Annotated in this window: 24 protein-coding genes and 2 pseudogenes; 9 read left to right on the top strand and 17 right to left on the bottom strand. The window is 41.5% G+C overall.

What is annotated here, in order from left to right:
* Nucleotides 1-49: 49 nt before the first annotated feature.
* Complete coding sequence (locus tag BKK52_RS09570; RefSeq protein ID WP_077478572.1) at nt 50-940, top strand: LysR family transcriptional regulator; 891 nt, start codon at nt 50-52, stop codon at nt 938-940.
* Nucleotides 941-1016: 76 nt separating this feature from the next.
* Here BKK52_RS09570 and BKK52_RS09565 read toward each other — a convergent pair whose 3' ends face one another.
* Entirely contained in the window at nt 1017-1766 is a 750-nt protein-coding gene (locus BKK52_RS09565; RefSeq protein WP_077478571.1) for an SDR family oxidoreductase, read from the bottom strand.
* Nucleotides 1767-1900: 134 nt separating this feature from the next.
* On the opposite strand from BKK52_RS09565, the gene BKK52_RS09560 reads away from it, so the two are divergent.
* Both BKK52_RS09560 and BKK52_RS09555 read left to right on the top strand, forming a co-directional pair.
* A complete protein-coding gene (locus tag BKK52_RS09560; RefSeq protein WP_208606157.1) occupies nt 1901-2149 on the top strand; it encodes a type 2 periplasmic-binding domain-containing protein in 249 nt (82 codons plus the stop codon).
* Nucleotides 2150-2425: 276 nt separating this feature from the next.
* Nucleotides 2426-2686 (top strand): SemiSWEET family transporter, encoded by a 261-nt coding sequence (locus BKK52_RS09555; protein ID WP_077421036.1) that lies wholly within the window; start codon nt 2426-2428, stop codon nt 2684-2686.
* A gap of 319 nt (nt 2687-3005) precedes the next feature.
* Here the strand turns inward: BKK52_RS09555 and brnQ are convergent, their stop codons facing one another.
* Nucleotides 3006-4325 (bottom strand): branched-chain amino acid transport system II carrier protein, encoded by a 1320-nt coding sequence (gene brnQ, locus BKK52_RS09550; RefSeq protein WP_077473800.1) that lies wholly within the window; start codon nt 4323-4325, stop codon nt 3006-3008.
* Nucleotides 4326-4466: 141 nt separating this feature from the next.
* Between brnQ and BKK52_RS09545 the strand changes: the two genes are divergently transcribed.
* Together BKK52_RS09545 and BKK52_RS09540 are read left to right on the top strand one after the other, a co-directional pair.
* Nucleotides 4467-4940 (top strand): DMT family transporter, encoded by a 474-nt coding sequence (locus tag BKK52_RS09545; protein ID WP_077421038.1) that lies wholly within the window; start codon nt 4467-4469, stop codon nt 4938-4940.
* A 141-nt stretch (nt 4941-5081) separates the two neighbouring features.
* Nucleotides 5082-5978 (top strand): SAM hydrolase/SAM-dependent halogenase family protein, encoded by an 897-nt coding sequence (locus BKK52_RS09540; RefSeq protein ID WP_077473799.1) that lies wholly within the window; start codon nt 5082-5084, stop codon nt 5976-5978.
* 92 nt (nt 5979-6070) lie between these two features.
* Here the strand turns inward: BKK52_RS09540 and BKK52_RS09535 are convergent, their stop codons facing one another.
* Nucleotides 6071-6802 (bottom strand): glutathione peroxidase, encoded by a 732-nt coding sequence (locus BKK52_RS09535; RefSeq protein WP_077473798.1) that lies wholly within the window; start codon nt 6800-6802, stop codon nt 6071-6073.
* 123 nt (nt 6803-6925) lie between these two features.
* Between BKK52_RS09535 and oxyR the strand changes: the two genes are divergently transcribed.
* Together oxyR and fabR are read left to right on the top strand one after the other, a co-directional pair.
* Entirely contained in the window at nt 6926-7831 is a 906-nt protein-coding gene (gene oxyR / locus BKK52_RS09530) for a DNA-binding transcriptional regulator OxyR (protein ID WP_077478570.1), read from the top strand.
* Nucleotides 7831-8454: an HTH-type transcriptional repressor FabR gene (fabR, locus tag BKK52_RS09525; protein WP_077421042.1), complete on the top strand. Its 624-nt coding sequence runs from the start codon at nt 7831-7833 to the stop codon at nt 8452-8454. Before oxyR ends, fabR begins: the two co-directional genes overlap by 1 nt.
* A 49-nt stretch (nt 8455-8503) precedes the next feature.
* On the opposite strand, the gene BKK52_RS09520 is transcribed toward fabR, so the two are convergent.
* The 8 genes from BKK52_RS09520 to BKK52_RS09485 form a co-directional block, all read right to left on the bottom strand.
* On the bottom strand, nt 8504-9325 hold the full coding sequence (locus BKK52_RS09520; protein ID WP_077421043.1) for a 5'-nucleotidase, lipoprotein e(P4) family: 822 nt from the start codon (nt 9323-9325) through the stop codon (nt 8504-8506).
* Between the two features lie 229 nt (nt 9326-9554).
* The gene (gene nfuA / locus BKK52_RS09515) at nt 9555-10139 is read right to left on the bottom strand and encodes a Fe-S biogenesis protein NfuA (protein ID WP_077421044.1); all 585 of its coding nucleotides are present in this window, start codon (nt 10137-10139) and stop codon (nt 9555-9557) included.
* Nucleotides 10140-10237: 98 nt separating this feature from the next.
* Entirely contained in the window at nt 10238-10936 is a 699-nt protein-coding gene (locus BKK52_RS09510; protein ID WP_077421045.1) for a phosphoribosyltransferase family protein, read from the bottom strand.
* Nucleotides 10937-10950: 14 nt separating this feature from the next.
* On the bottom strand, nt 10951-12327 hold the full coding sequence (locus BKK52_RS09505) for a type IV pilus secretin PilQ (protein ID WP_077421046.1): 1377 nt from the start codon (nt 12325-12327) through the stop codon (nt 10951-10953).
* 8 nt (nt 12328-12335) lie between these two features.
* Nucleotides 12336-12728 carry a hypothetical protein gene (locus tag BKK52_RS09500; protein ID WP_077421047.1) on the bottom strand — a complete coding sequence of 131 codons (393 nt, stop codon included), beginning with the start codon at nt 12726-12728 and terminating at the stop codon, nt 12336-12338.
* Nucleotides 12729-12730: 2 nt separating this feature from the next.
* Nucleotides 12731-13246: a hypothetical protein gene (locus tag BKK52_RS09495; protein ID WP_077421048.1), complete on the bottom strand. Its 516-nt coding sequence runs from the start codon at nt 13244-13246 to the stop codon at nt 12731-12733.
* Nucleotides 13230-13760: a PilN domain-containing protein gene (locus tag BKK52_RS09490; protein ID WP_077478569.1), complete on the bottom strand. Its 531-nt coding sequence runs from the start codon at nt 13758-13760 to the stop codon at nt 13230-13232. Before BKK52_RS09490 ends, BKK52_RS09495 begins: the two co-directional genes overlap by 17 nt.
* Nucleotides 13747-14580 (bottom strand): type IV pilus biogenesis protein PilM, encoded by an 834-nt coding sequence (locus BKK52_RS09485; protein ID WP_077474394.1) that lies wholly within the window; start codon nt 14578-14580, stop codon nt 13747-13749. Before BKK52_RS09485 ends, BKK52_RS09490 begins: the two co-directional genes overlap by 14 nt.
* A 98-nt stretch (nt 14581-14678) precedes the next feature.
* On the opposite strand from BKK52_RS09485, the gene BKK52_RS09480 reads away from it, so the two are divergent.
* Entirely contained in the window at nt 14679-17288 is a 2610-nt protein-coding gene (locus tag BKK52_RS09480; protein WP_077478568.1) for a penicillin-binding protein 1A, read from the top strand.
* 130 nt (nt 17289-17418) lie between these two features.
* Entirely contained in the window at nt 17419-18264 is an 846-nt protein-coding gene (locus tag BKK52_RS09475; protein ID WP_077478567.1) for a 23S rRNA (adenine(2030)-N(6))-methyltransferase RlmJ, read from the top strand.
* Between the two features lie 57 nt (nt 18265-18321).
* On the opposite strand, the gene hslO is transcribed toward BKK52_RS09475, so the two are convergent.
* The 6 genes and pseudogenes from hslO to BKK52_RS09445 all read right to left on the bottom strand — a co-directional run bounded on the left by hslO (nt 18322) and on the right by BKK52_RS09445 (nt 24425).
* Complete coding sequence (gene hslO / locus BKK52_RS09470; protein WP_077418383.1) at nt 18322-19197, bottom strand: Hsp33 family molecular chaperone HslO; 876 nt, start codon at nt 19195-19197, stop codon at nt 18322-18324.
* Between the two features lie 229 nt (nt 19198-19426).
* Nucleotides 19427-20530, bottom strand: a pseudogene (locus BKK52_RS09465) (porin); the annotation flags it as partial.
* A gap of 117 nt (nt 20531-20647) precedes the next feature.
* Nucleotides 20648-21604: a lipopolysaccharide heptosyltransferase RfaC gene (rfaC, locus tag BKK52_RS09460; protein WP_077478566.1), complete on the bottom strand. Its 957-nt coding sequence runs from the start codon at nt 21602-21604 to the stop codon at nt 20648-20650.
* On the bottom strand, nt 21601-22647 hold the full coding sequence (waaF, locus tag BKK52_RS09455) for a lipopolysaccharide heptosyltransferase II (protein WP_077478565.1): 1047 nt from the start codon (nt 22645-22647) through the stop codon (nt 21601-21603). The genes rfaC and waaF overlap by 4 nt, the downstream gene beginning before the upstream one ends.
* 267 nt (nt 22648-22914) lie before the next feature.
* Nucleotides 22915-23844, bottom strand: a complete 930-nt coding sequence (rfaD, locus tag BKK52_RS09450; protein WP_077478564.1) for an ADP-glyceromanno-heptose 6-epimerase — start codon at nt 23842-23844, stop codon at nt 22915-22917.
* A 78-nt stretch (nt 23845-23922) separates the two neighbouring features.
* Nucleotides 23923-24425 (bottom strand): annotated as a pseudogene (locus BKK52_RS09445) (protein disulfide oxidoreductase).
* Nucleotides 24426-24433: the final 8 nt, after the last annotated feature.

The raw sequence follows: 24433 nt of genomic DNA, 5'->3' as shown, positions 1-24433 counted from the left end.
ATTTTTTGATAGCCTCTTGAATTAAATTCAATAATCACTGAGGTGAAAGATGATTGAAAATATGAACGAATTACGCAGTTTTATCGTCGTGGCACAGACTAACAGCTTTACCAAAGCCGCCGCACGGTTGGGCGTATCCACATCCGCACTCAGCCATTCCATGCGTAAATTAGAAGAACAATTAAAAATCAAATTATTTAACCGTACCACCCGAAGTGTATCCACCACCGAGGCAGGCGAACAACTTTTCAAAAAACTTTTCCCTTTGTTTGAAAGCATTGAAGATAACATCAATGCACTCAGCACATTTCGGGATACCCTAAATGGCACATTGAGAATTAACGGGGCGGATCACTCATTTTTATACGCCATTTGGGATAAATTATTAGCCTTTATGCAAAAATATCCCGAAGTAAACCTAGAACTCACCAGTGATATGAAATTTGCCGATATTGTTGCTGGTCGTTTTGATGCGGGAATTCGTTTGGGTAAAGAAGTGGATCAAGACATGATCGCTATACGCATTTCTGAGGATATGCAAATGGCGCTGGTTGCAACCCCGCAATATTTGAAAAAATACGGCACGCCCAAAAGCATTAACGATTTAACCGAACATCAATGTTTGTGTGTCAGAATGCCCACTTCCGAAGGCTTATTTGTCTGGGAGTTTCGCTCTCCTAAAACCCAAGAGCTCATTAAATTTACCCCCTCGGGGAGATTGATAGTCAATAATAACTTTTTAGTCAAAAAAGCTTGCCTATCCCACTTAGGATTAGCCTTAATTCCTAAAGATAGAATCGCTGAAGAATTAAAAAAAGGTGAAGTGGTGGAAATTTTATCCGACCATGCGCTTAATTATGAGGGATATCATCTTTATTATCCAAACCGCCGACAAAATTCCCCTTTATTTAAAGCTTTAGTGGAAGAATTAAAACTGTGAAAATCCCAAAAAATCTTACCAAAAACAACCGCACTTTAAACACAAAATCTAAAGTGCGGTGAATTTTTGGAGAGAATTACCAAGGCTGTGTTGTTGGGCCTAGGGTAAATTCACTGATATTGGTATCTTCCGGTTGGGATAATGCAAATGCCACCACATTGGCGACACGGTCTGCCGGAATTTCAAAATTATCGTAAAGTTCACGATAGCCTTTCGAGGTGGCTTCATTAGTGATGTGATCCACCAATTCCGATTGCACCGCTGCCGGGTAAATGGTTGCTGTGCGAATATTCGTACCGGCTTGGGCAGATTCCATACGCAAGCCTTCCATAATGGCTTTTACCGCCCATTTTGTGCAACAATAAACACTGGCACCGGGATAAACTTTCAAGCCCGCCACAGAAGACACCGCTAAAATATGCCCCGATTTTTGCGCCTCAAAGGTTGGCAACACCGCCGCAATACCATTTAACACCCCTTTAATATTGACATCCACCATGGCATTCCAATTGTGGGTTTCCAACGCAGAAAGGGGAGAATTTGGCATTAAACCGGCATTTAAGAAAATTGCATCAACTTGACCAAAAGCCGATTTCGCCAATTCCACCAACGCCGCATTATCTTCCGCTTTTACCACATCGGTGACCCGATAAACCGCCTCACCCCCTTTGGCTTTAATGTTTTCCACAATCGCCTGTAATTTCGCTTCACGGCGAGCACCTAATACTAATTTCGCACCGTTTTCTGCCAATTTATAGGCGGTGGCTTCACCAATACCTGATGATGCTCCGGTGATAATCACCACTTTACCTTGAATGTTGTTCATGTTTTTTCTCCTGTTGTTTGAATACCCTTATTTTACGTTTTTTAATTTCTATTGATTAGCCTAGAAATTATAAAAAGAGAATAAGGTAAAAACTTATAATTGATTTAAAAAATACACGAAAAAATCCGAGCGTGGTGACGAGCGATATTCGCAGTCTGTTACAAGCGGTGTTGGCAGGGAGGATTTTTGCCCCGATAATGTATCACGACTGCAAAAAATACATTGAAAACGGCACATTACAGGTGGTGCTAAACGGTACGGAATCCCCTTATTGGGGGCAGTATCTTTACCGCCCCTACCAACCTGTTACGCCAAAACGGGTTCAAATTGTGTTTGAGCTATTGGAAAATATTTTAACGGGAACTGAGGCGAAAGCCGACTAAAACCATCTCTCAAAAGTTCGGTCTGAAAATAATGCCGCCTTTTCTGCCCGACCTTTTATTTTCGATAAATTTTAATTTCCTCATCTCTCTTAATCTTTCCCCACAGTGGAGATCTCATCCCCTAATTGGGTAGAACAAGACTCCGTCAAAGACGGTAACCGGCAGGTTAATTATGCCTAAACTAGTCTTAAATTTACTTTTATATAAAAATAAGTTATAATAAATCGAAATTTTTTACCAAAAGTAAAAAATTAGCAATAAACATGAGGAGAAAAAATGACGAATCAACGTTTTATTACTATTTTAGGATGGATCGCAACTTTTACCGCAGTTTGTATGTATGTTTCTTATTTAGAGCAAATAAATTTAAATCTTACAGGACAAAAGGGGGGGATTTTACAGCCTCTGGCAACGGCTGTGAATTGTAGTCTATGGGTTACTTATGGATTATTCAAACAAAAACGGGATTTACCCGTTGCCTTAGCCAATTCCCCCGGCGTTATATTGGGCTTAATCGCTTTCTTTACTGCCCTTTAGGTCAATGCCGCTGATACACAAACTTTATTTGGGGATTTATAGCTATCCTGATTCCCCCCAAATTCCATAAAAAAACGCACCTTTTGGTGCGTTTTGTTGATTGCGACATCATCACGAAAACTATCGGATTATGTAGTAAATGCACAAAAGCCATCATTTCGATAAAATGTAGCGACACGCTGTGCGTGTCAGATTGTAACATATTGAAATAATTGAATTTTATAAAGAAAACACAATGTATCCCTACCGATAAACCTAAAATCAAATTTGTGCAACTGCTACATAATTTCGAAAACTATTACGAAATTAACCGCTCTTTTTATTCGTTATTCCCCTTTTGGCGATGGGGCAAAACCAAGGCGAGCATCAATCCCACCAATGACGGAATGAACCAAGGTAACGAAAGATCGGCAAAAGGTAGATGGTTGATCCATTGTTGAAGCAATAGAACTTGGAATTGTTCGCCCAGTACGCTTGCAAGTGAAACGATGGTGACAAAGGCAATCGTGAGTTGCATACCTATTTTTGACAAAGCCACATATTTATTGACTATCACTAACATAACGATGGAAATGGTGATGGGGTAAAGAATCAATAATACAGGCAATGAAAAATGAATAATCGCATTCAAACCCAAATTGGCGACCGCTAATCCCATTAAAGTAAACAGACCGGCATAGTGTTTGTAGGAAAAGTGTGGGAAACGGCTTGCGAAAAATTCAGCGGTAGAAACGATTAACCCTGCGGTGGTGGTGAAACAGGTCATTGCCACCATGACCGCTAAAAACCATTGGGCGGATTTGCCAAAAATAGCCTGCGTAGCTTGGGATAAAATATACACGCCTTTATTGATATCGGTATTCATCACTTCCATCGGCACAGGGAAACGATTACCCAGATAAGCAAGTCCGATGTAAAGCACACTAAAGCCCAATGCCACGACAATACCGACCAACCAAATGGTTGATACATATTCTTTACGAGAGCGAAAACCCAGCTGTTTCAGCGTTTGAATTGCCACTAAACTGAATGCCACAGAAGCCAGTGCGTCCAAAGTGTTATAACCTTCAATAAAGCCAGTACCAAAAGCATTTTGGGCGTAATCGCCGCTTGCCGTTTGTGGCAAATCAGCACCGTATTTGGCAATACCCAATCCCACTAACGCTACAATTAATAGAGCGAAAATCGGCGTGAGAATGCGACCGATGCTATCTAAGATTTTAGACGGATTGAGAGCGATAAAATAAGCAGCAAGAAAATAACATAGTGTAAATAGTCCTAATTCCTTTGCCCCGGTATTTTCCGACAACATGGGTGCAATGCCCACTTCATAAGCAACCGTTGCCGTGCGGGGAATAGCGAAAAAAGGGCCGATGGAAAGATAGAGCATCACTAAATAAAGGGTCGCAAACCAAGGTGAAATTTTTTGCGAAATTTCATCCACATAGCCTTTGGGATTTAGCATACCTATTATCAGGGTGAGTACGGCAATGCCGACACCGGATAACACAAACCCTAAAATCGCCGGCCAAAATTGCCCGCCGGATAACGCCCCTAAACTCGGAGGAAAAATCAAATTGCCGGCACCAAAAAACATACCGAATAACAGAAGCCCTGTTAAACCTGCTTTTTTAATCATAATAATTATTTCTTTGTCATAATGGGTCGCGAGTATAGCACGATAGCCGCGTAAAAAAATAAAGTGTGGTCAATTTTATAAGCATTTTCCCATTTGACGATTGTTGCAAAACTTCTATAATTTTCTTGGTTCGGAGGGGCTATGTTTTTCATTTATATATTAATTGCATTTATCGCAGGAGTGGCGTTGGCATCCCAATCAGCTATTAATACCCAGCTTGCAAAAGCGGTAGGTAACGAACCTATTATCGCTACGTTTATTTCCTTTGCGGTGGGCACAATCCTGCTCTTTTTTATTGCCTTATTCAAAGCAGATTTATGGCAAAACCTGAGCGCACTACCACACCAACCTTGGTGGAAATTATTAGGCGGTGCATTGGGAGCGCTGGCGGTGTTTACTACGATATTACTTGCCCCGAAACTCGGCATTACTGCAATGTTATTTTTTATCATTGTCGGTCAACTTCTTGCGGCCTCAACGATTGATCACTTTGGCTTAATCGGTATGCCGGTAAGGGAGGTCAATAGTACAAAACTCATTGGTTTGGCAATTGTCGGCTTTGGGCTGATTTTTTATTTCTTCGGCGACAAATTGATGGCGTTAATCAAGGGGTAAAGTGCGGTCAAATTTGAGGAAGATTTTAAAATGCGGGATATTTACCAAATCTCCTAGATGATTTGACGAACATTGAAAAAACGGTGGCATTTTTTAATATTAAGCGTTTTCTAACATTCACCATTTCCATAAGGAGAAAATATGACAAAAAAACTTTTACCCTTTATTCTTACTCTCGCCTGTTCCAAAATGGTTTTGGCGGATAATGCCCTTGTTTTACAAACGGATTTCAGTTTGAAAGACGGTGCAGTTTCGGCGATGAAGGGCGTGGCGTTTTCCGTAGATGAAAACCTCAAAATGTTTGATTTAACGCACGAAATTCCGCCTTATGATATTTGGCAAGCGGCATATCGTTTACATCAAACCGCCCCTTATTGGAAGCCGGGAACTGTTTTTGTCAGCGTGGTCGATCCCGGTGTGGGGACGGATCGCAAATCGGTCGTGTTAAAAACTAAGACAGGGCATTATTTTGTCACTCCTGATAACGGCACATTAACTTTAGTAGCAGAACATTTAGGCATTGAATCAGTGAGAGAAATTGATGAAAAGAAAAACCGTCTTTCCGGCTCTGAAAAATCCTATACATTCCACGGGCGTGATGTCTATGCTTATACCGGTGCAAGACTTGCCTCAGGTACGATTCCATTTGAAGAAGTGGGAAATGAATTAGAGAAAAAAGTGCTGGTGATTCCTTATCAAAAACCAGTATTGGAACAAGGGCATCTAAAAGGCAACATTCCTATTTTAGATATTCAATATGGCAATGTGTGGACAAATATTACCGATGAGTTATTAGAAAAATCCAACATTAAAAAAGGGGATTTAGCTTGTGTTGAAATCAAAGAAGGAGAGCAAATTAAATATTCGGGGAAAATGCCTTATGTAAGCAGTTTTGGCGATGTGGAAGAAGGAAAACCGTTACTTTATTTAAATAGTTTGCTGAATGTATCTTTTGCACTAAATATGGATAGTTTTTCTAAAACCTATGACGTTTACTCCGGTGCAAATTGGAATGTTGATTTACACAAATGCCAATAAGGATTGAATAACAAAAAGCCAAATTCCCTAAGGATTTGGCTTTTTCGTTAAAGTTCCAAATTAAATTAATCCGCTAAAATCGCTTTCCTACATTAGGCAAAGTATTTTTCTAAATCATCGCTACCGCCAATGTATTCACCGCCGATAAAGACTTGTGGCACACTGGTTTTGCCGGTGATCGCACGAACAGAGATGGTACTTGCATCACGACCTAAAACGATTTCTTCAAAAGTGTAATCTTTCGCTTTTAATAATGCTTTTGCTTTAGCACAGAACGGGCAGCCCGGTTTGGTGAATACCGTAACGGAAGGTTTTGCTTCCCAACCCGGTTTTAAATATTTGATCATCGTGTCCGCATCAGACACTTTGAACGGATCGCCCGGCTCTTCCGGTTCAATAAACATTTTTTCTACAACGCCGTTTTTAACAAGCATAGAATAACGCCAAGAACGTTTACCGAAACCTAAATCTTCTTTACCGACAAGCATACCCATGCCTTCGGTAAATTCACCGTTACCATCCGGGATCACAGTGATATTTTCGGATTCTTGATCCGCTTTCCAAGCATTCATTACGAAGGTGTCATTCACCGAAATACAGATAATGTCATCCACGCCCGCCGCTTTAAATTCGCAAGCCAATTCGTTGTAACGCGGTAAGTGGGTAGATGAACAGGTCGGAGTAAACGCACCCGGAAGTGAAAATACTACAACAGTTTTATTGTTAAATAATTCATCAGTGGTCACATCAACCCAAGCATCGCCTTGACGGGTGTGGAATGTAACGCTCGGTACTTTTTTACCGGTCATGTCGGTTAGTGCCATATTTTCTCCTTACTTATTGACGTGAAGTTTTATTTTCGGGCTGGATTATAGTCAAACTTATGATATAGTTGCAATCAATTAATTCTATTTTTTCAATTGACTTTTTCTATAAGAGGAGATTTGATGAATATTCGCGATTTAGAATACTTGGTAGCGTTATCCGAACACAAACATTTCCGCCGTGCAGCAGATTCCTGTAATGTCAGTCAGCCCACTTTAAGTGGACAAATTCGTAAACTTGAAGACGAACTTGGGATTATTTTATTAGAACGCACCAGTCGAAAAGTACTCTTTACCCAATCCGGAATGTTATTGGTGGAGCAAGCCCGCACTGTTTTACGCGAAGTAAAATTACTAAAGGAAATGGCAAGTAACCAAGGTAAAGAAATGACAGGACCGTTGCATATTGGTTTAATCCCAACGGTGGGGCCTTATTTACTCCCCTACATCGTACCAACTTTAAAGGAAGCCTTCCCCGATTTAGAAATTTTCCTTTATGAAGCCCAAACTCAGCAATTGTTAGAACAACTTGAAACCGGACGGTTGGATTGTGCCATTTTAGCCCGCGTACCACAGACCGAGGCGTTTATTGAAGTGCCTATTTTTGAAGAGAAAATGTTACTGGCGGTGTCAGAGGAACATCCTTGGGCGAAAGAAAAAAATATCTCAATGAACAGCCTGACCGGGCAGGAAATGTTGATGTTGGATGATGGACATTGTTTACGTAATCAAACATTGGATTATTGTTTTACCGCCGGTGCGAAGGAAAATTCACATTTCCAAGCCACAAGCCTTGAAACCTTGCGCAATATGGTTGCCGCTAACGCCGGTATGACATTTATGCCGGAACTGGCAGTGCGAAATGAAGGAGCCCGCCAAGGGGTGAAATATATTCCCTGCCATTCGCCTGAGCCGGCGCGCAGTATCGCCTTGGTTTATCGTCCGGGCTCGCCATTGCGTAATCGTTATGAACGCGTAGCAAGTGCGGTCGGCTCTGCGGTTAAATCTATCCTTGCAGGAGCAAAATAATGGCGGGGATCCGTGCAATTCAAAAAGAAAAAACACGCAGAGCATTGGTGGATGCCGCATTTAATCAATTAAGTGCGGAGAAAAGTTTTTCTAACCTGAGTTTGCGGGAAGTGGCACGTGAAGCGGGCATTGCACCCACTTCTTTTTATCGCCATTTTAGCGATATGGATGAATTAGGCTTAGAAATGGTAGACGAAGCCGGTTTAATTTTACGCCAACTTATGCGTCAGGCTCGAAAGCGGATTGATGCAGGAGGGAGCGTGATTGCCGTATCCGTTGATACATTTTTTGAATTTATTACAAACAGCACAAACGTCTTCCGCTTGTTATTACGGGAAAGTTCCGGTACATCCCAAGCATTTCGCACGGCGGCTGCGCGGGAAATTAAACATTTTGTGGATGAGCTGGCGGAATATATCACACAAAAACATCAATATTCGCCATATATCGCTTATGTCCAAGCAGAAGGCATCGTGACCATAGTGTTCACTGCCGGTGCCAATGCACTGGACATGACAAAGCAAGAGCGTGAACAGCTTAAACAGCGGGTGATTTTACAGCTCCGAATGATGGCAAAAGGAGCGGATTTTGCCAATGCCAAAGAGAAACAATTGCCTAAATAACATAAAAAAAGCGTTGCTTTTCCCGCAACGCTTTGTTTTTTTATCAAAATTATTTACCGTCCCAAGCTTGAACAGCATCTAACCGCGCTTTAATTTTACTTTGCGTATCGCCTTTAAAGTAATCTTTTTTCAAACCGCCTTCCCAGCCACCATAATTTGCATTTGGTAAAACAATAAAAGTTTTACCAAATTTTGCCTGATTTTTTACAACAAAATCACGGCGTTCGGCATTTAATTTACCATAAACGGCATCACCGAAATCGTCTAAGTTATCGCCCACATAAAGCACAATTTCATAACCTTGTTTTTCAATCTCGGCAAAACGAGCTGCTTTGGCTGATTTATCTTTTTTCAAATAAAAGACGGATTCTTCCACGCCTTTAAAGCCTAAGCGTTTCATATCATCAATTGTTCCCGCTTTCTCGGAACTGTCTTTACGATTACTCACGTAAAACATTTTTCCACCGTGGGAATTGACATAATTATTAAATTCCACCGCGCCCGGAATGGCTCGGGATTGACGGGCTTCCACCCAACGGGTCCAGTCTTTTCCATCGAACGGTTTATTGTTTTTCACTTGCCAACCGGCGTAAGGACTGTTGTCTAACATCGTTTCATCTAAATCCACAACAACGGCTTTTTTCTTACCCTTGCTGACTTTAGCATGATCAAATGCCACTTTTGCCGCATTGTAAGCCTGATAAGCTAAAGCTTGATATTCACCCGAATCCTGCATCCAGTTTAATCCTAACACCGCCTGTTGCTCCAATTGCATATTGGCGTGTTCTTGTGGATCCATTTTGTTTGAACAGCCGACTAATACCAACGCAGAAATCGCTGCAAGTGCGGTCATTTTTAATGTTTTTTTCATTGTATTTTCCTCTTAAACATAAAATAAGGCGAAAAAAGTATAGCAAGTTTTCTGTAAAGTTTTACGGGATTTTATTTCTATCAAAAAGAAATTCTTACAAATTTGTGATTCGGATCACAATCGGCATCAAGAAAATAAGAACGTAGAAAAATTAACCGCTCTTTAGACATCAATAAGGGACACCACACCGGCATCCAAGATAAAATTCGGATAACTTCAGTTGGGAGGGTTAATAGTAAGAATGATCGCCCCGTTGATGCTCGGTAATATCTTTTGCGCCCTTCAATTCATTAGGGAAAAGCCCGACTAACTGTTTTTCCACGCCGTCTTTTAAGGTCACATCCACCATTGAGCAACCGTTGCAGCCGCCGCCAAATTGTAAAACCGCATAACCGTCTTCGGTAATTTCAATGAGGGTGATTCGTCCGCCGTGACTTGCCAATTGCGGGTTTATTTGGGTTTGAATAACATATTCCACACGCTCAATTAACGGTGCATCATCCGCCACTTTCCGCATTTTGGCATTCGGTGCTTTTAATGTGAGCTGTGTCCCCAGTTCTTCTGTGACATAATCAATTTCCGCTTCCTCTAAAAACGGTAAACTGATTTCATCAACAAAAGCAGAAAAGCCCTCATACTTCATTTCAATATCGCTTTCTTCCACTGCATTTGGTGGACAATACGACACACCACATTCCGCATTCGGTGTGCCGGGGTTGACGACAAAAATACGAATATTTGTGCCTTCTTCTTGTGTCTCCAATAATTTACGAAAATGCGCCTGTGCTGCTTCCGAGATAGTAATTTGTTCCATAAATATTCCTTAATACTTGAGAAAATTTGTCAGATGATACGCCTAGCTCGGTATTTTTTCCACTTTTTTATCAGAATTAAACCTATCACCCAATCTGATTAAACACGTGCCAATCCCCATACCTGAATTTCTTTTACACCTGATTGACGTAATAATTTGGCGATCTCATTCAGCGTGCTGCCCGTGGTGATCACATCATCAAGCAAAGCTACCCGTTGATAATGAAAGGAGGCTGACAACTCAATTTCAAAGGCATTTTTCAAGTTTTTTCGCCGAGCGGTTGCAGTTAAACCACGCTGGGTAGGCGTATGTTTCACCCGCTTAACAATATGGGATAAACAGGGAATTTCAAGCCATCGAGCAATGATTTTCGCCAATAAATCTGCTTGATTATAGCCCCGTTGCCATTGACGAAAATGGTGGAGAGGAACAGGAATAATCGCTTGGGGAAAACTCAGCCCTTGTGTTCGTCTCGCCTCATAAACGGCTAGTAACATTAAACTTGCCAAAGTGCGGTCAAGCCAAAATTGTTTTTGAAATTTGAAGCGATGAATTAAATAGGAAAGGGGAGGATTGTAACGCCCGATGACGACCATGCGATCCCAAATAAATTTATTTTGCCGACAATAACCACAATGGAGGGCGATATAGGGCAAAGGCATACCGCACCCGGCACAATAAGAATAATACTGAATCTTCCGCCTACAGGTCGAACATAAACCGTTTGCACCTTGTTTCAACGATGATTGGCACAGCACGCAACTAAACCGAAAAAATGCATTGAAATTTAACCGCACTTTTATTTCCCCAATTATTTTTCTGAGAGGTTTTTCGGTTTAGGTTTAGGTTTGGGTTTGAGCCCTTCCAAACTTTCGCCTTGCTTAAGAATGCGAGGCGTGACAAAAATCACCAATTCACGTTTTTGATGGCGTTCGCTTTCTTTACTGAATAAACGTTTTATCAACGGAATATCCCCTAAAACCGGCACTTTATCCACCCCTTTGGTGATGGTATCGTGAAACACGCCGCCTAACACAATAGTCTCCCCGTCTTTAGCAAAAACCTGCGTATTGATTTCCTGTTTATCAATGGACACGACCTCATTATTTTGTTGCCCGTAAGATACCCGACTGCCCGGTGAATTTTGGCTAACCAATAAATCCAACAGAATATTATTGTCTTTAGAAATATGCGGCGTAACTTCCAATCCTAATACCGCTTCACGAAATTCAACAGATTGGGTATCGTTTTTGCCGTTCGTCACCACATAGGGAATTTCCGTCCCCTGCTTGATGCTGGCACTTTTTTTGTTGGTAGTGAGCAATCTTGGACTGGCAATAATTTCAACGCTGTTTTCACGCTCAAGTGCGGTCAATTCCAGGTCTAATAATCGTCCGTTAATTTTTGCAACCTGCAATGCCAAAGAACCGGCCGGTGTGGTGTTCGTGGCAAAATTCACGTTTAAATTATCCGTTAAATTGGCAAAACCATTCGCCGCAAGGCTACCGCTGATACGATGTGCATTTTCCGTAGGAGAAAAAATCCCCCAACGCACGCCCAACTCTTTCAGGCTTTCATCGGTGATGGTGACAATGCGGGCTTCAATGGCGATTTGCTCGATAGGCTTATCCAATTCCTTAATTAATTTCAGCAAATTTTTAACGGATTGTGTATCATCTTGAATTATCAACATATTGCTCCGATCATCAAAGGCAATACTCCCCACTGCCGAAAGTAATGATCCGCTACCGGTAGTGAGGGATTTCATCACTTCCGAGGCTTTGGCAAAGTGTAATTTAACGGTTTTACTGATTAGTGCGGTGTCGGTCGGTTTTATATGAGCCAAAACCTCTTGTCCAGTGGGCAACGATGCCATTGCCGAAGAAACCAATGTTTTTTTGCCTAAATAATAAATGCCGTCTTCCCGCCGTAAGGAAAGCCCTTTCATTTTGGCGACCGATTTCAATACCCGGTCAAAATCTACGTTATCTAATTGTAAGGAAAGCGAACCATCCAATTCATCGTCCATAATCAAATTGGTACTTTGCACCAAGGCAAGTTCCTGCAAACTTGATACCATGGGGGCTTGTTGCAAGCGAATAGAAAAAATTTGATTTTCTGCCGCCATCCCATTTCCAACACAAAAACCGAACAAAAACAGACCGCACTTTTTTATCCCTATTTTCATTTGTCCTCCTAAAACTGCAGTGCTACGGGCTCATTTTGGTCGCATTGCCCTGTTTTGGGGCGCAACAATACCACTCCGTTTTTTTGGATTTGTTGTAATAAATACCCTTCCAGCCCTAAACGATGTCCTTGCTTGACCACAATTAATTGTTGCCGTGAATCTAAAAATAAGGCTTCAGGCATATTTTTGTACAATACCACGCCAACCAATTTCAGTTGTTCAAAGGCGGTTTCTGTTGCGAAAGCAGGCTCATCGAAAGCACATTGCACCTTTCGTATTTTGGGGAGATTAATTCTATTCTCCCCCGTTTGACGTTGTGAACTATCGAAAGGATCAACCGCCACCGCATTAAGACTGAAAAACAGGCAGAACAAGCCTAAATAACGACGCAATATCCACATTCTCATTCCCCTCTTTTAAGTTGTAAAATTAAATGACTTTGAAGTGCCCCACTTTCCGTTTTTTCTATCGCCAACTGAACGAAAGAAAGCGAACCCTGTGCCAAAAGTGCGGTGAGAAAATGATATAAATCTTGAAAGCGCCCGGCTAATTGAATTTGTAAAACAGGCTGAGAAGAAAAATCCCATTGATAGCTCACCAACTCGGTTTCGTCATTTAATAACGAGTGAATTTGCTCATCCAATATCACAATTTGTTTTGTTAGCTGAGGGGATAATTCTCGACTATCGGAATGCTGTTTCAACGTGGAAAGCAATTTTTCTTGATGGGCTAATTCCATTGCTTGTCGGCTGGCTTCCTGTTCTAGCGTTTGTCCTTTTTGATAGGTATACCATCCCTCGAAAATCGTCGCAAAATTAACCGCACTTAAGCAACAAACAAAAAAGCCCCAATGATACATTTTTGGCAATGCCAACCATTTTTCTATAAGCGGTATGCGATGTTTAATCTGGAGTATCATTCCCCCCCCTCACCATCTCGGAGGAAAGATCGAATTGAAAAATCAAACGTCCTTGTTCCGTTTTAAATTGCATCAGTTTCACGCTACTAAAACGCCTGCTTAAAAATTCATGTAGCGATTCAAATTCCTGTTGTGACAAGCAAAAACCGTCAATTCGAATCCCGTCTTCATTAAAACTAAAATGCTCCAATTCCCCTTGTTGCAATGGAAATTGGGGTAATAAAGAAAGAATCTGCTCAACCAACTCTGGGTCAATAGCATGCAATTCTGTTAAATCTTGCATAATTTGTTTCATTTGACCAACCTTTTGAAGCGTTTGAGTTAAACGGTTTTTTTGCTGTTCAAACTGTTGTAACTGCAGATTTAATGCTGCTTTTTGTTGATGTTGAAACCAATCCAACACCGCATAGCACAAAAAAGCAATCAATAATACGGCAAACATTTTGAACAAAAACAGAATCAGTGATTGCCGATATTTTTCTAACCGCCAAGGAAGTAAATTAATGCCCTTCATTGAGACACCCGTTTAAAAGTGCGGTTGAACTATCTCCATTATTTTGCACGAAATCCTTTTGCCAAAGAGAATTCCCTAGAGCAATAAAAGGGAGCTCAGTTTCAACCCGTTGCCAACTTTCCGGTAAATCCGTTCGTTGAACATCATCGGTTTGATATACATAAATACGAGCGCTCTCCGTCTCAAAACGTTGGCAAAATTGTGTATAAAGTGCGGTTAAATTTTCCTGAGTTTGTAACAATTGTAACCCTTGATGAGTATTCATCATGGCAAAACAGTGGGATTCATCTTGGTATAAATAAAGCGAATTATCTTGATCTTCACCTAAAAACAAACGAAAAGAACGAAGAATCGCGTAATAGGCAACATCCAAGACATCAAGCGATAAAGCCCCATAAGCTTTTTGTGCCTCCTGTGCCACCATCCTGCGAACCGCATAAATTTCTAAACGAAAACCTTGTTTTAGCGGCGTTGAGATGTAATCAAACCAAAGTTCTTCAAAAGGGATGGGTAATTCTTTTTGTAAGACAAAACGGCATTGTTGCTCACATTCTTGTGCATTCAAAGATTGCGGCAAAATCAAACTTTTTGACCAAATTAAATGAGGAGAAATGCAGCCAACCAAACGCAATTTTAAGCGGACTTGGGAAAAATCTTGTATTAAACGGTTCATTAAATGTGTTTCGATATCCCTTTCGTTATCAGAGATCGAAAAGGATTGAATTTGGCTTTGTTTGTCAAACCAAACAAATTGAAATTGATTCCTTTGTTGATGGACGCCAATTTGTATTATTTGTCGTTTTTTATAAGGTATTGGCATATGCTTTTCCTATTATTTGGGCATTGAATCTTTTATACTTAGCAGCCAAATCATAATGTGATTTAAGTTATTATCATCAATTAAGAGAGAATTTTACGATGAGGATCGCAAAATTAATATTCAGTAGCCTCTTAACCCTGTGCATTTTGGGATTAGTGGCAGGTGGTGTGTTTTATCTTCACCTAAAATCCGAATTACCTTCGGTGGAAAGTTTAAAAAATGTCGAATTACAACAGCCGATGCAGATTTATACGGCAGATGGAAAATTAATCGGCGAGGTAGGAGAACAACGCCGTATTCCGGTGAAATTGGAAAATGTGCCACCACGTTTAATCGAGGCATTTTTAGCCACAGAAGATAGCCGGTTTTATGATCATAATGGCATCGATCCGTTGGGTATTGCCCGTGCGTTATATGTGGCATTAAGCAGTGGTGAGGCTTCGCAAGGTGCCAGTACGATCACCCAGCAATTAGCAAAGAATTTTTTCTTAACACCGGAAAAAAAACTGATACGTAAAGCCCGGGAAGCGGTGCTGGCGATTGAAATTGAAAACGCTTTAAGTAAACAGGAAATTCTTGAACTTTATTTAAACAAAATTTTCTTAGGCTATCGCTCTTATGGCATTGCCGCCGCTGCGCAAACCTATTTTGGGAAATCTTTAAATGAGCTCACTTTGTCGGAAATGGCGATGATTGCCGGTCTACCAAAAGCCCCCTCCACAATGAACCCGCTCTATTCACTAAAACGTGCGGAAGAACGCCGTAATATCGTTTTGGCACGCATGCTTGATGAAAAATACATCACGAAAGAAGAATATGATGCTGCATTGAAAGAGCCGATTAGTGCAAGCTATCACGGGGCTAGATTTGATTTCCGAGCAGACTATGTGACGGAAATGGTACGTCAGGAAATGGTAAAACGTTTCGGCGAGGAAAAAGCCTATACCAGCGGTTATAAAGTGTTCACTACCGTACTTTCCAAAGACCAAGCCCAAGCCCAAAAAGCGGTGCGTGATAATTTGATTAACTATGATATGCGTCACGGTTGGCGTGGCGGTGCACCATTGTGGAAAAAAGGCGAAACAGCATGGGAGCCTGAACGCATTGTGGCTTTCTTGAAACAATTACCCAACTCCGCTCCCTTTATTCCTGCGGCAGTGACCGCATTAGGTAAAAATGGGGCGGAATTATTACTGGCTAATCATCAAACCATGACCCTTTCATTTAATGCAATGCGTTGGGCTGGAAAATCCCCGGTTAAAGTGGGCGATCAAATTTGGATTCGTCAGCGTGATAACGGCGAATGGATTTTAGGACAAATCCCCGCTGCCAATTCGGCCTTGGTTTCTTTAAATTCCGATAACGGGGCGATTGAAGCCTTGGTGGGCGGCTTTAGTTTTGAGCAAAGTAAATTTAACCGAGCAACGCAATCCTTGGTTCAAGTGGGCTCTTCTTTTAAACCCTTTATTTATGCTGCCGCATTAGAAAAAGGATTAACCCTTTCCAGTGTGTTGCAAGATAGCCCGATTTCTATTGCCAAACCGGGGCAAAAAGTATGGAACCCTAAAAACTCACCGGATCGCTATGATGGCCCAATGCGTTTACGGGTTGGGTTAGGGCTATCAAAAAATATGATCGCCATTCGAGCTTTACAAACTGCCGGTATTGATTTCACCGTCGATTTCTTACAACGTTTTGGTTTTAACCGGGAACAATATTTTGCCAGCGAAGCGTTAGCCTTGGGTGCGGCTTCTTTCACACCGCTTGAAATGGCTCGGGCTTATGCGGTGTTTGATAATGGCGGATTTTTAATCGATCCTTATATTATTGAAAAAATCCAAGACAATAACGGTAAGGATTTATTTATTGCCAACCCTAAAATAGCCTGTATAACCTGTCACGATATCCCGGTAATTTACGGCGAAACAAAAAATAAAATTGATGGTTTCCAAAATATTGCCAAACCCGATGATTTAAAAGCCGCAAAAGGCAATATCAACACGGACACGGAAGAAGATGTTCAACCTGACAATGTGCCTGATTTACCAGAATTACAAGCACAGAGTGGAATGTTAAATGATGATGCGGTTAATTTAATGGCAAATGCCAAAGATGGCACATCAAAAGTGGAATATGCACCACGCGTAATTAGTGGTGAATTGGCTTTCTTAATTCGTAGTGCATTAAACACTGCCATTTATGGGGAACAAGGCTTAAGTTGGAAAGGGACCAGTTGGCGAATGGCTAACGAAATTAAACAACGCAACGATATTGGCGGTAAAACCGGAACGACAAACAGTTCCAAAGTGGCTTGGTATGCCGGGTTTGGTGCAAACCTTGTCACCACTACCTATGTCGGGTTTGATGATAATAAACGGGTATTAGGGCGTGGTGAATCCGGTGGAAAAACCGCAATGCCGGCGTGGATTGCCTATATGAAAGTCGCACTTTCAGATATTCCGGAGCGCAATCTTGAGCTTCCGCCAAATATTATGGAGAAAACCATTGATAGTAATTCAGGGTTACTTTCAGAATATGGCGGACGCAAAGAATATTTTATTGTTGGTACAGAGCCAAAACGCACCTATGCGGCAGAAATGCAAGAACGCGGTTATTATGTACCACCTGAATTGCAACAACGCTTAAATGGCGGTACAGGCAAAATTCAAGATGCAACTCCGGTTGCACAACCGGAAGAATTATTCTAATCACGCTAAAGTGCGGTTAAAAAACAAGGTGTTTGGAACGTTAGTGCAACCAATACTTTCAAAGGTGTGAATAAATCACTTTCATTATTTGTGAATAATTTTCACCGCACTTTTTAACAAAAGGACAACTATGCTCAGTTATCGTCATTCCTTCCATGCGGGCAATCATGCCGATGTGTTAAAACATATTGTGCTTATGCTCATTTTGGAAAATCTAAAACTTAAAGAAAAAGGGTTTTATTATTTGGATACCCACTCAGGCGTGGGGCGTTATCGTTTATCTTCGGATGAGGCAGAAAAAACCGGGGAATATAAAGAAGGCATTGGGCGTTTGTGGGAACAAACGGATTTACCGGAAATGGTGAGTCGCTATGTGGGCTTAATCAAAACGCTCAATTATGGCGGAAAAGCCCTACGTTATTATGCCGGTTCGCCAATGATTGCAGCGCAATTATTGCGTCCACAAGATCGTGCGTTGCTGACCGAATTACACCCTAGCGATTTCCCATTATTACGCAATAATTTTAAGGAATTTAAAAATATCAGCGTAAAACGTGATAATGGTTTTCAACAGCTTAAAGCCACCTTGCCCCCCAAAGAACGCCGTGGGCTTGTACTAATTGATCCCCCTTATGAACTTAAAGAAGATTACGATTTAGTGGTTAAAGCCATCGAGGAAGGCTATAAACGTTTTGCCACCGGGACTTATGCCATTTGGTATCCCGTGGTGCTACGCCAACAAACGAAACGGATTTTTAAAGGATTGGAAGCCACCGGTATTCGGAAAATTCTAAAAATCGAATTAGCTGTTCGCCCAGATAGCGAGCAGAGAGGAATGACTGCAAGCGGTATGATTGTGATTAACCCGCCTTGGACATTAGAAAACCAAATGAAAGCCATTTTGCCTTATTTAGCGAAAACCCTCATACCGGAAGGAACCGCTAGATGGACGGTGGAATGGATTACGCCGGAATAAAACAAAGCGGAATTTAACCGCACTTTAGAAAAATCCCCGCATAAACGGGGATTTTTGCTATTCTGCCTGTGCGTTTGCTTTTAATTTATTAATGGCTTCTTTATTAAAGAAATAATGGGTGCCACAACATTCGCATTGCATATCAATACTGCCTTTGTGCTCTTCCAAAATTTCATCAATCTCTGCCTCAGGAATTAATAAGAGGGCAGCGCCTGAACGTTCAGCGGAGCAACCACAGAAAAACTGAATGTTTTGTGGTTCATACACTTCCACGGTTTCTTCGTGATAAAGACGATAGAGCATTTCTTCTGCCGGTAAACCGAAGAGTTCTTCGTCTTTTGCTGTTGACGCTAAGGTGGCGAGATGTTCAAAATCCTCTGGAGAGCCTTCACCATCCGGCATAATTTGCAATAACATTCCTGCCGCCACCGGTTTGCCGGCGTACTCCCCTGTGCGAATAATTAACTGAGTTTGAAGTTGCTCGGAGCGGGCAAAATAATCTTCCAAACATTCGGTAATGGTGGGTTTATCCAATCCGATTACCCCTTGATAACGCTCACCTTCTTTGGGGGCAATGGTGATCACTAGTACCCCTTTGCCGATCATCTCATGCAAGGTCATTTCAGGTGATATTTCTCCTTCCACACGTGCTAAAGCACGAATTTGTTGCTGATCGTTGCCATTGACTAATGACAATCGAAGGGGGCCGTCACCTTGAATTTGTACGGTGATATTCCCTTCAAATTTTAATGTTGCCGTGAGTAATGTCGTGGCGACCATCATTTCACCCAACAAATTTTGCACAGGCTCTGGATAGTGATGGGTATTTAAAGTATCGACAAAGCTTTGATTTAGGCGTACCCATTCCCCACGAACGGCACGATTTTGGAAAAGATAGCGGTAAAGTTTGTCATTGTCTTGTGTGTCATTCATTGTTTGTTCCTTTATTTTAGTGAACTAAAAAGTGCGGTCAAAAAATAAGGTGCTTTGAACGCTGGTGCTGCCCACGATGCCAAAGGCGTAAATAAATCACTTTAGTGATTGATGAATAATCGCCACCGCACTTTTAGCTTGGGCTTTATTATGGGGGCATTTTAGACAATTACAATCCCAAAGAAAAAGCGAGCCATTTCTGACCCGCTTTAAGAGATAAATTTAATGATTACCAGTATGCTCGTAAACCAATGACTGTTTTTAAATCACGGCTACGATCAACACTGCTATTTTCATATTTTGTGCGTGTCGCTTGCCATTCTAAGAATGGTTTTACTTTCAGAGAACCTTGCTGATAAAGATAATATTCGGTTCCCACCATAAATTGACGTTTTGTTTCCTTGGTTTCTAAACCGGAAGCTGGTTCTTTTTTATCCGTTTTATAAGCGTACATCGCATAAACATTCCAGTCTTCATTCAACCCTTGACGCACCACGGCACGAACTTCATTTTTCGTTTGTTTATTGCCAATTGCCCCTTTATTTTTGGTTACTTGTTGCTCAATATCCAAACCATAAGTGGTGTGAGCAAAATTATAAGCCAAGCCTAGTGCATAGGCGTTTTGTGAGAATGATGGTGCAATAGATTGGTTTTCGGAAATTTCACGAGTAAACCCGGTTGCAACGGTGAAATTTTGGATATCATCAATTTTGTGATTGAAAATAAATGCGGTACCCCACACATTTTTACGGCGATTCGCTAAGTCTAAATTTGTATCACCACGTTTACTTGCGCCACCGTAGTACACGCCAAATTTTACTTTATTATCACCATAGTTACCGCGATAGGTATATTGAAGTACTCGACGAGCAGCGGAGTCTAATAAACCATCGGATAAGCTATAGGTGTTCGGCAAATCGGTTTGTTTCACTTCATCAGTGATTGTTGTCATATTACCGTAAACCAATTCACCGAATCGTTTATGACCAAAACCGGCGTAAAGCTGACGGGTATAAATATGATCAAAATCATGTTGTGATGCAGCCTCACCACGGAAACGCCACTCAACACGACCTAGCGCATAGAAATCACCGCCAAGATTTTGTTTTACTTTGAAGCCAAAACGTGAACCATTGTTATCCACAGCATGATTGATATGCTCTTTGGTTTCTGCGCCATTTACATAGTTTGTTTTATTTGATGTACTTTCCCACTTCAAACGAAGTGAACCGCTGAAATCAATTTCAGTACCGGTTTCTTCAATGTTGAATTGGTAAGCTTGGGCTGAACCTGCAGTGAAGGCTGCTACGGTTAATGCAAGAAGTGTTTTTTCATAATGCTTTCCTTATAAAAATGGAGAAAAAAATTGAACTTTTTGGAGTTTATCCCTCTGCGGGAAAGGGATCAAGCAATTTTTCATCTATGATATGACGAAAAAGCATAACCCCACTTAATTTCCATCGATTAATAAATTAAGGCATTCAAAAACCTGATCGGCAGAAATGTTATTCATCGAATTAGCAGATAAATAATGTTGGTTTTTACCATAACAGCCAATAAGTTTAGGATCCGTTGCGCCATAAAGTGTGATGTTAGGTTTGTCTAAGGCGGCGGTTAAATGTGCCAATCCCGTATCAACAGAAACGACAGCTTGTGAGGCGGCGATTTGCTGTGCAAGTTCAGTTAAGGATAAGCGGGGAAGCACTACCACATTGGGGTGACCTTGGGCGAGACGCACTGCTCGGGCTTTTTCCTTTTCATTGCCCCAAGGTAAACGGATTTGCTGGGAAAGTGCAGCCATTTTTTCGATTAAATTTTGCCATTCCTGTTCAACCCAATGTTTATCCTCTCGGGTGGTGGAATGAAAAAAAATCACATAAGGAGAGGGGAGGGGGGACGCAAAATGCTGTGCGATACCATAATCACCCTGTGAAGTCGGCAATGCATAATTCAAGCTGAGTGCAAAGAGTTGTCGAATACGCTCTACCGCATGTTGCTGATAGGAAATGGCATATTTTTTATCATAGAAAAAGGAGGCGATAGGCTCTCGGATACTGTGGCGATCATAGCCATACTTTATGCCCTGGGTCAGGTGGGTAGCGAAAAAGGCACTTTTCAATAAGCCTTGAGCATCAATTACAGCATCATAACGTTCTTTTTCAAGTAAAGTGCGGTAGGTTTTCCATTCTTTCCTCGTGTTGGCTGAAAAAGGGGATTTTCGCCAACGGCGAAGGGCAATAGGGATCACTTGGTTTACCGCAGGGTGCCATTGGGGAATTTCTGCAAAACCTTCCTCCACCACCCAATCAATTTGCAAGTTTGGTATACCCTGAAGGGCGTCTGTTAAGGCTGGCAGGGTGTGGATAACATCGCCCATTGAGGAGGTTTTTACTAAACAAATTTTCATGATTTTGCTAATAATTCATCCAATTTTTCTATCACCTTTTGAGGTGTAATATCGATCAAACTTTGATGATATCCCTCTGCACTGTCTTTACTTTTCCGCACTTTGATTAAATCCCCCTCAATTAACCGAATAATCACCGCTTTATCGGAAAGCGGTGGGGTATAAGTTGGGCTGGTTGGGCCGTAAAGGGCGATGAGCGGACGTTGGGTTGCGGCGGCGATATGCATTAAACCGCTATCATTGCTCACCACCGCCGTACAGTTTGCAATTAAATCCACTGCTTGATTGAGATTGGTTTGCCCGGCTAAATTTAGACAAAACACTTGCTGTGCTTGCGGTAAGGCGTTGCGGATGCTTTCCCCCGCTTCCACATCTTTCGGCGAACCGAAAATTTCTATTGCATAACCTCGCTCAATGAGCATTTCAGCCAGTTTCGCATAATGATAATGAGGCCAACGTTTTGCAGGTCCAAATTCCGCCCCGGGGCAAAAGCCGATAATCGGGCGGTCTGCTAAAAGTGCGGTTTGTTTTTCAAAGGTTTTTAAGGTTTCTGCCTGCTGTGTTTGATTGACGGTTAAATAAGGCGTTAATACCGGAATCGTTGCCGCTTCGGGAACACGATTTTTTTCAAAGGCGAGCGCAACATAACGTTGCACCATCATTGGGTAATCTTTTTTGTTGGATCGCAAATCATTTAATAAAAGGTAGCGGCTTTCCCCTTTCCAGCCACGTCGTAAAGGAATGTTGGCGAAAAAGGGAATAAAAGCAGATTTTAATGAGTTGGGTAAAACAATCGCCATATCATATTGATGGCGGAGGCTTTTTCCTAAACGATAACGTGTACCGAGTGCCAATGCACCGTGTCCTAAAGGCATTTCAATAGCATTTCGAACCTCCGGCATACGGGCGAGCAACGGCTTACACCAATTCGGTGCCATTACATCAATATTGCATTGAGGATATTGGATTTTGAGTTGTTGATACAAACTGTGCGACATCATCATGTCGCCTACCCAAGAGGGGCCGATAATGAGAATGTTCATATTTCACCTTGTGGAAAGTGCGGTGAAAAACAAATAAATTTTTCGGTATTATGTAGCAAATGCACAAAACAGAAATTTTAACCAAAACGTAGGGACACACTGCGTGTATCCGTTATAAAATCAAATTATTTCAATAAGTTAAAATTCGGACACACGCAGTGTGTCCCTACAAGATAACAAAAAACAACGTTGTGCAACTGCTGCATAATACCGAAATTTTTGACCGCACTTTTTAAATATCTCAGATAAATTCAATCTAATGATCGATTACTTTTTATTGAGCCACGCCATATAGTCTGCCGTTCCTTCGGCAACGGATTTAAACTCGCCTTTGTAACCGGCGGCGCGTAATGCGGTTAAATCCGCCTGAGTAAAGGTTTGATAGCGGGATTTGAGATGATCAGGGAAAGGAATGGTTTCAATCTGTCCTTTACCGTGGAATTTGATCACCGCTTGGGCAACCGCTTGGAAGGATTCCGCACGGCCCGTCCCAAGATTGTAAATACCGGAAATGCCATTTTGCCATGCCCAAATATTGACTTTCGCCACATCTTCCACATAAACAAAATCACGCAAAAAGTTTTCTGAGCCGGCAAATAATTTCGGATTCTCCCCTTTCAACATTTGATTATTGAGGTGGAATGCCACACTGGCCATTGAGCCTTTATGTTGCTCTCTTGGCCCATACACATTGAAATATTTGAACCCACAAACCGGCGAGTTTGCTGTTGGTAAAACTTTTCTTACATATTCATCAAATAAGAATTTTGAGTAGCCGTAGGCATTAAGCGGGCTTTCAAATTCTCGTTTTTCAATAAAATTCTCGGTACGTCCGCCATAAGTGGCGGCACTGGAGGCATAAAAAAACGGAATTTGGCGATCTAGGCAATAATGCAATAATTCTTTCGAATATTCATAATTGTTTTGCATTAAATATTTGCCATCCCATTCCGTGGTAGCAGAACAAGCACCCTCATGGAAAACCGCATCAATTTCACCAAAATCATCACCGGCAATGATGGAGGCGATAAAATCTTCTTTGTCGCAGTAATCGGCAATATCCAAATCCACCAAATTAATAAATTTCGTCCCATCTTTTAAATTATCGACGACTAAAATATCTTTACGTCCCATTTCATTTAATGCTTTGACAATGTTGCTGCCAATCATGCCGGCGCCACCGGTTACAATAATCATAATCTTGTCCTTTTTTAGATGTATAAATGTGTTGTCATTGTAATGGATTTTCAGAATAAGGTAAAAGCCACACGGCGCTTAACTTAAAAATTCACTGAAAAATAACCGCACTTTTAACCCCCAATAACTTGTCCAGCCCGTTGTCGCAATATCCATTTTTCCCTTATTTAAAATAATGATCGTAGGGGTGACATTCACTTGCCATTTTTGGGCGAGCTGCCCTTGGGGGTCATTGACCGTTGTGAAGCGATAATTATGTTGGGTTAAATAATCTTCAACCTCTTTTTCATTGCCTGAACGCAGGGCAATCGACACCACCGGAACCCCTTCTTTTGCTAAATCATTGATTGCAGGTGAGGTATATCGGCAATAACCGCACCAGGTTCCCCAAAAATAAACTAATACGGGCTTATCTTGGGCGATTTGTGGGAGAAAAAACCATTACCTTGTAAATCATAGAGGGCTGTTTTGCTGATTTCGGGCGGAATTTCAGGTTGACGAATAACATCTAAAAGATGACTTGCGACAATGAAGGTAAGCGCAAGGGAAACGCCATTTTTGAGTAAGGTGGTGAGTTTCATAATCTGTT

The organism is Rodentibacter trehalosifermentans (assembly GCF_002000545.1).
In the GTDB taxonomy this organism is placed as follows: domain Bacteria; phylum Pseudomonadota; class Gammaproteobacteria; order Enterobacterales; family Pasteurellaceae; genus Rodentibacter; species Rodentibacter trehalosifermentans.
This window is presented reverse-complemented; position numbering and strand designations above follow the sequence as displayed.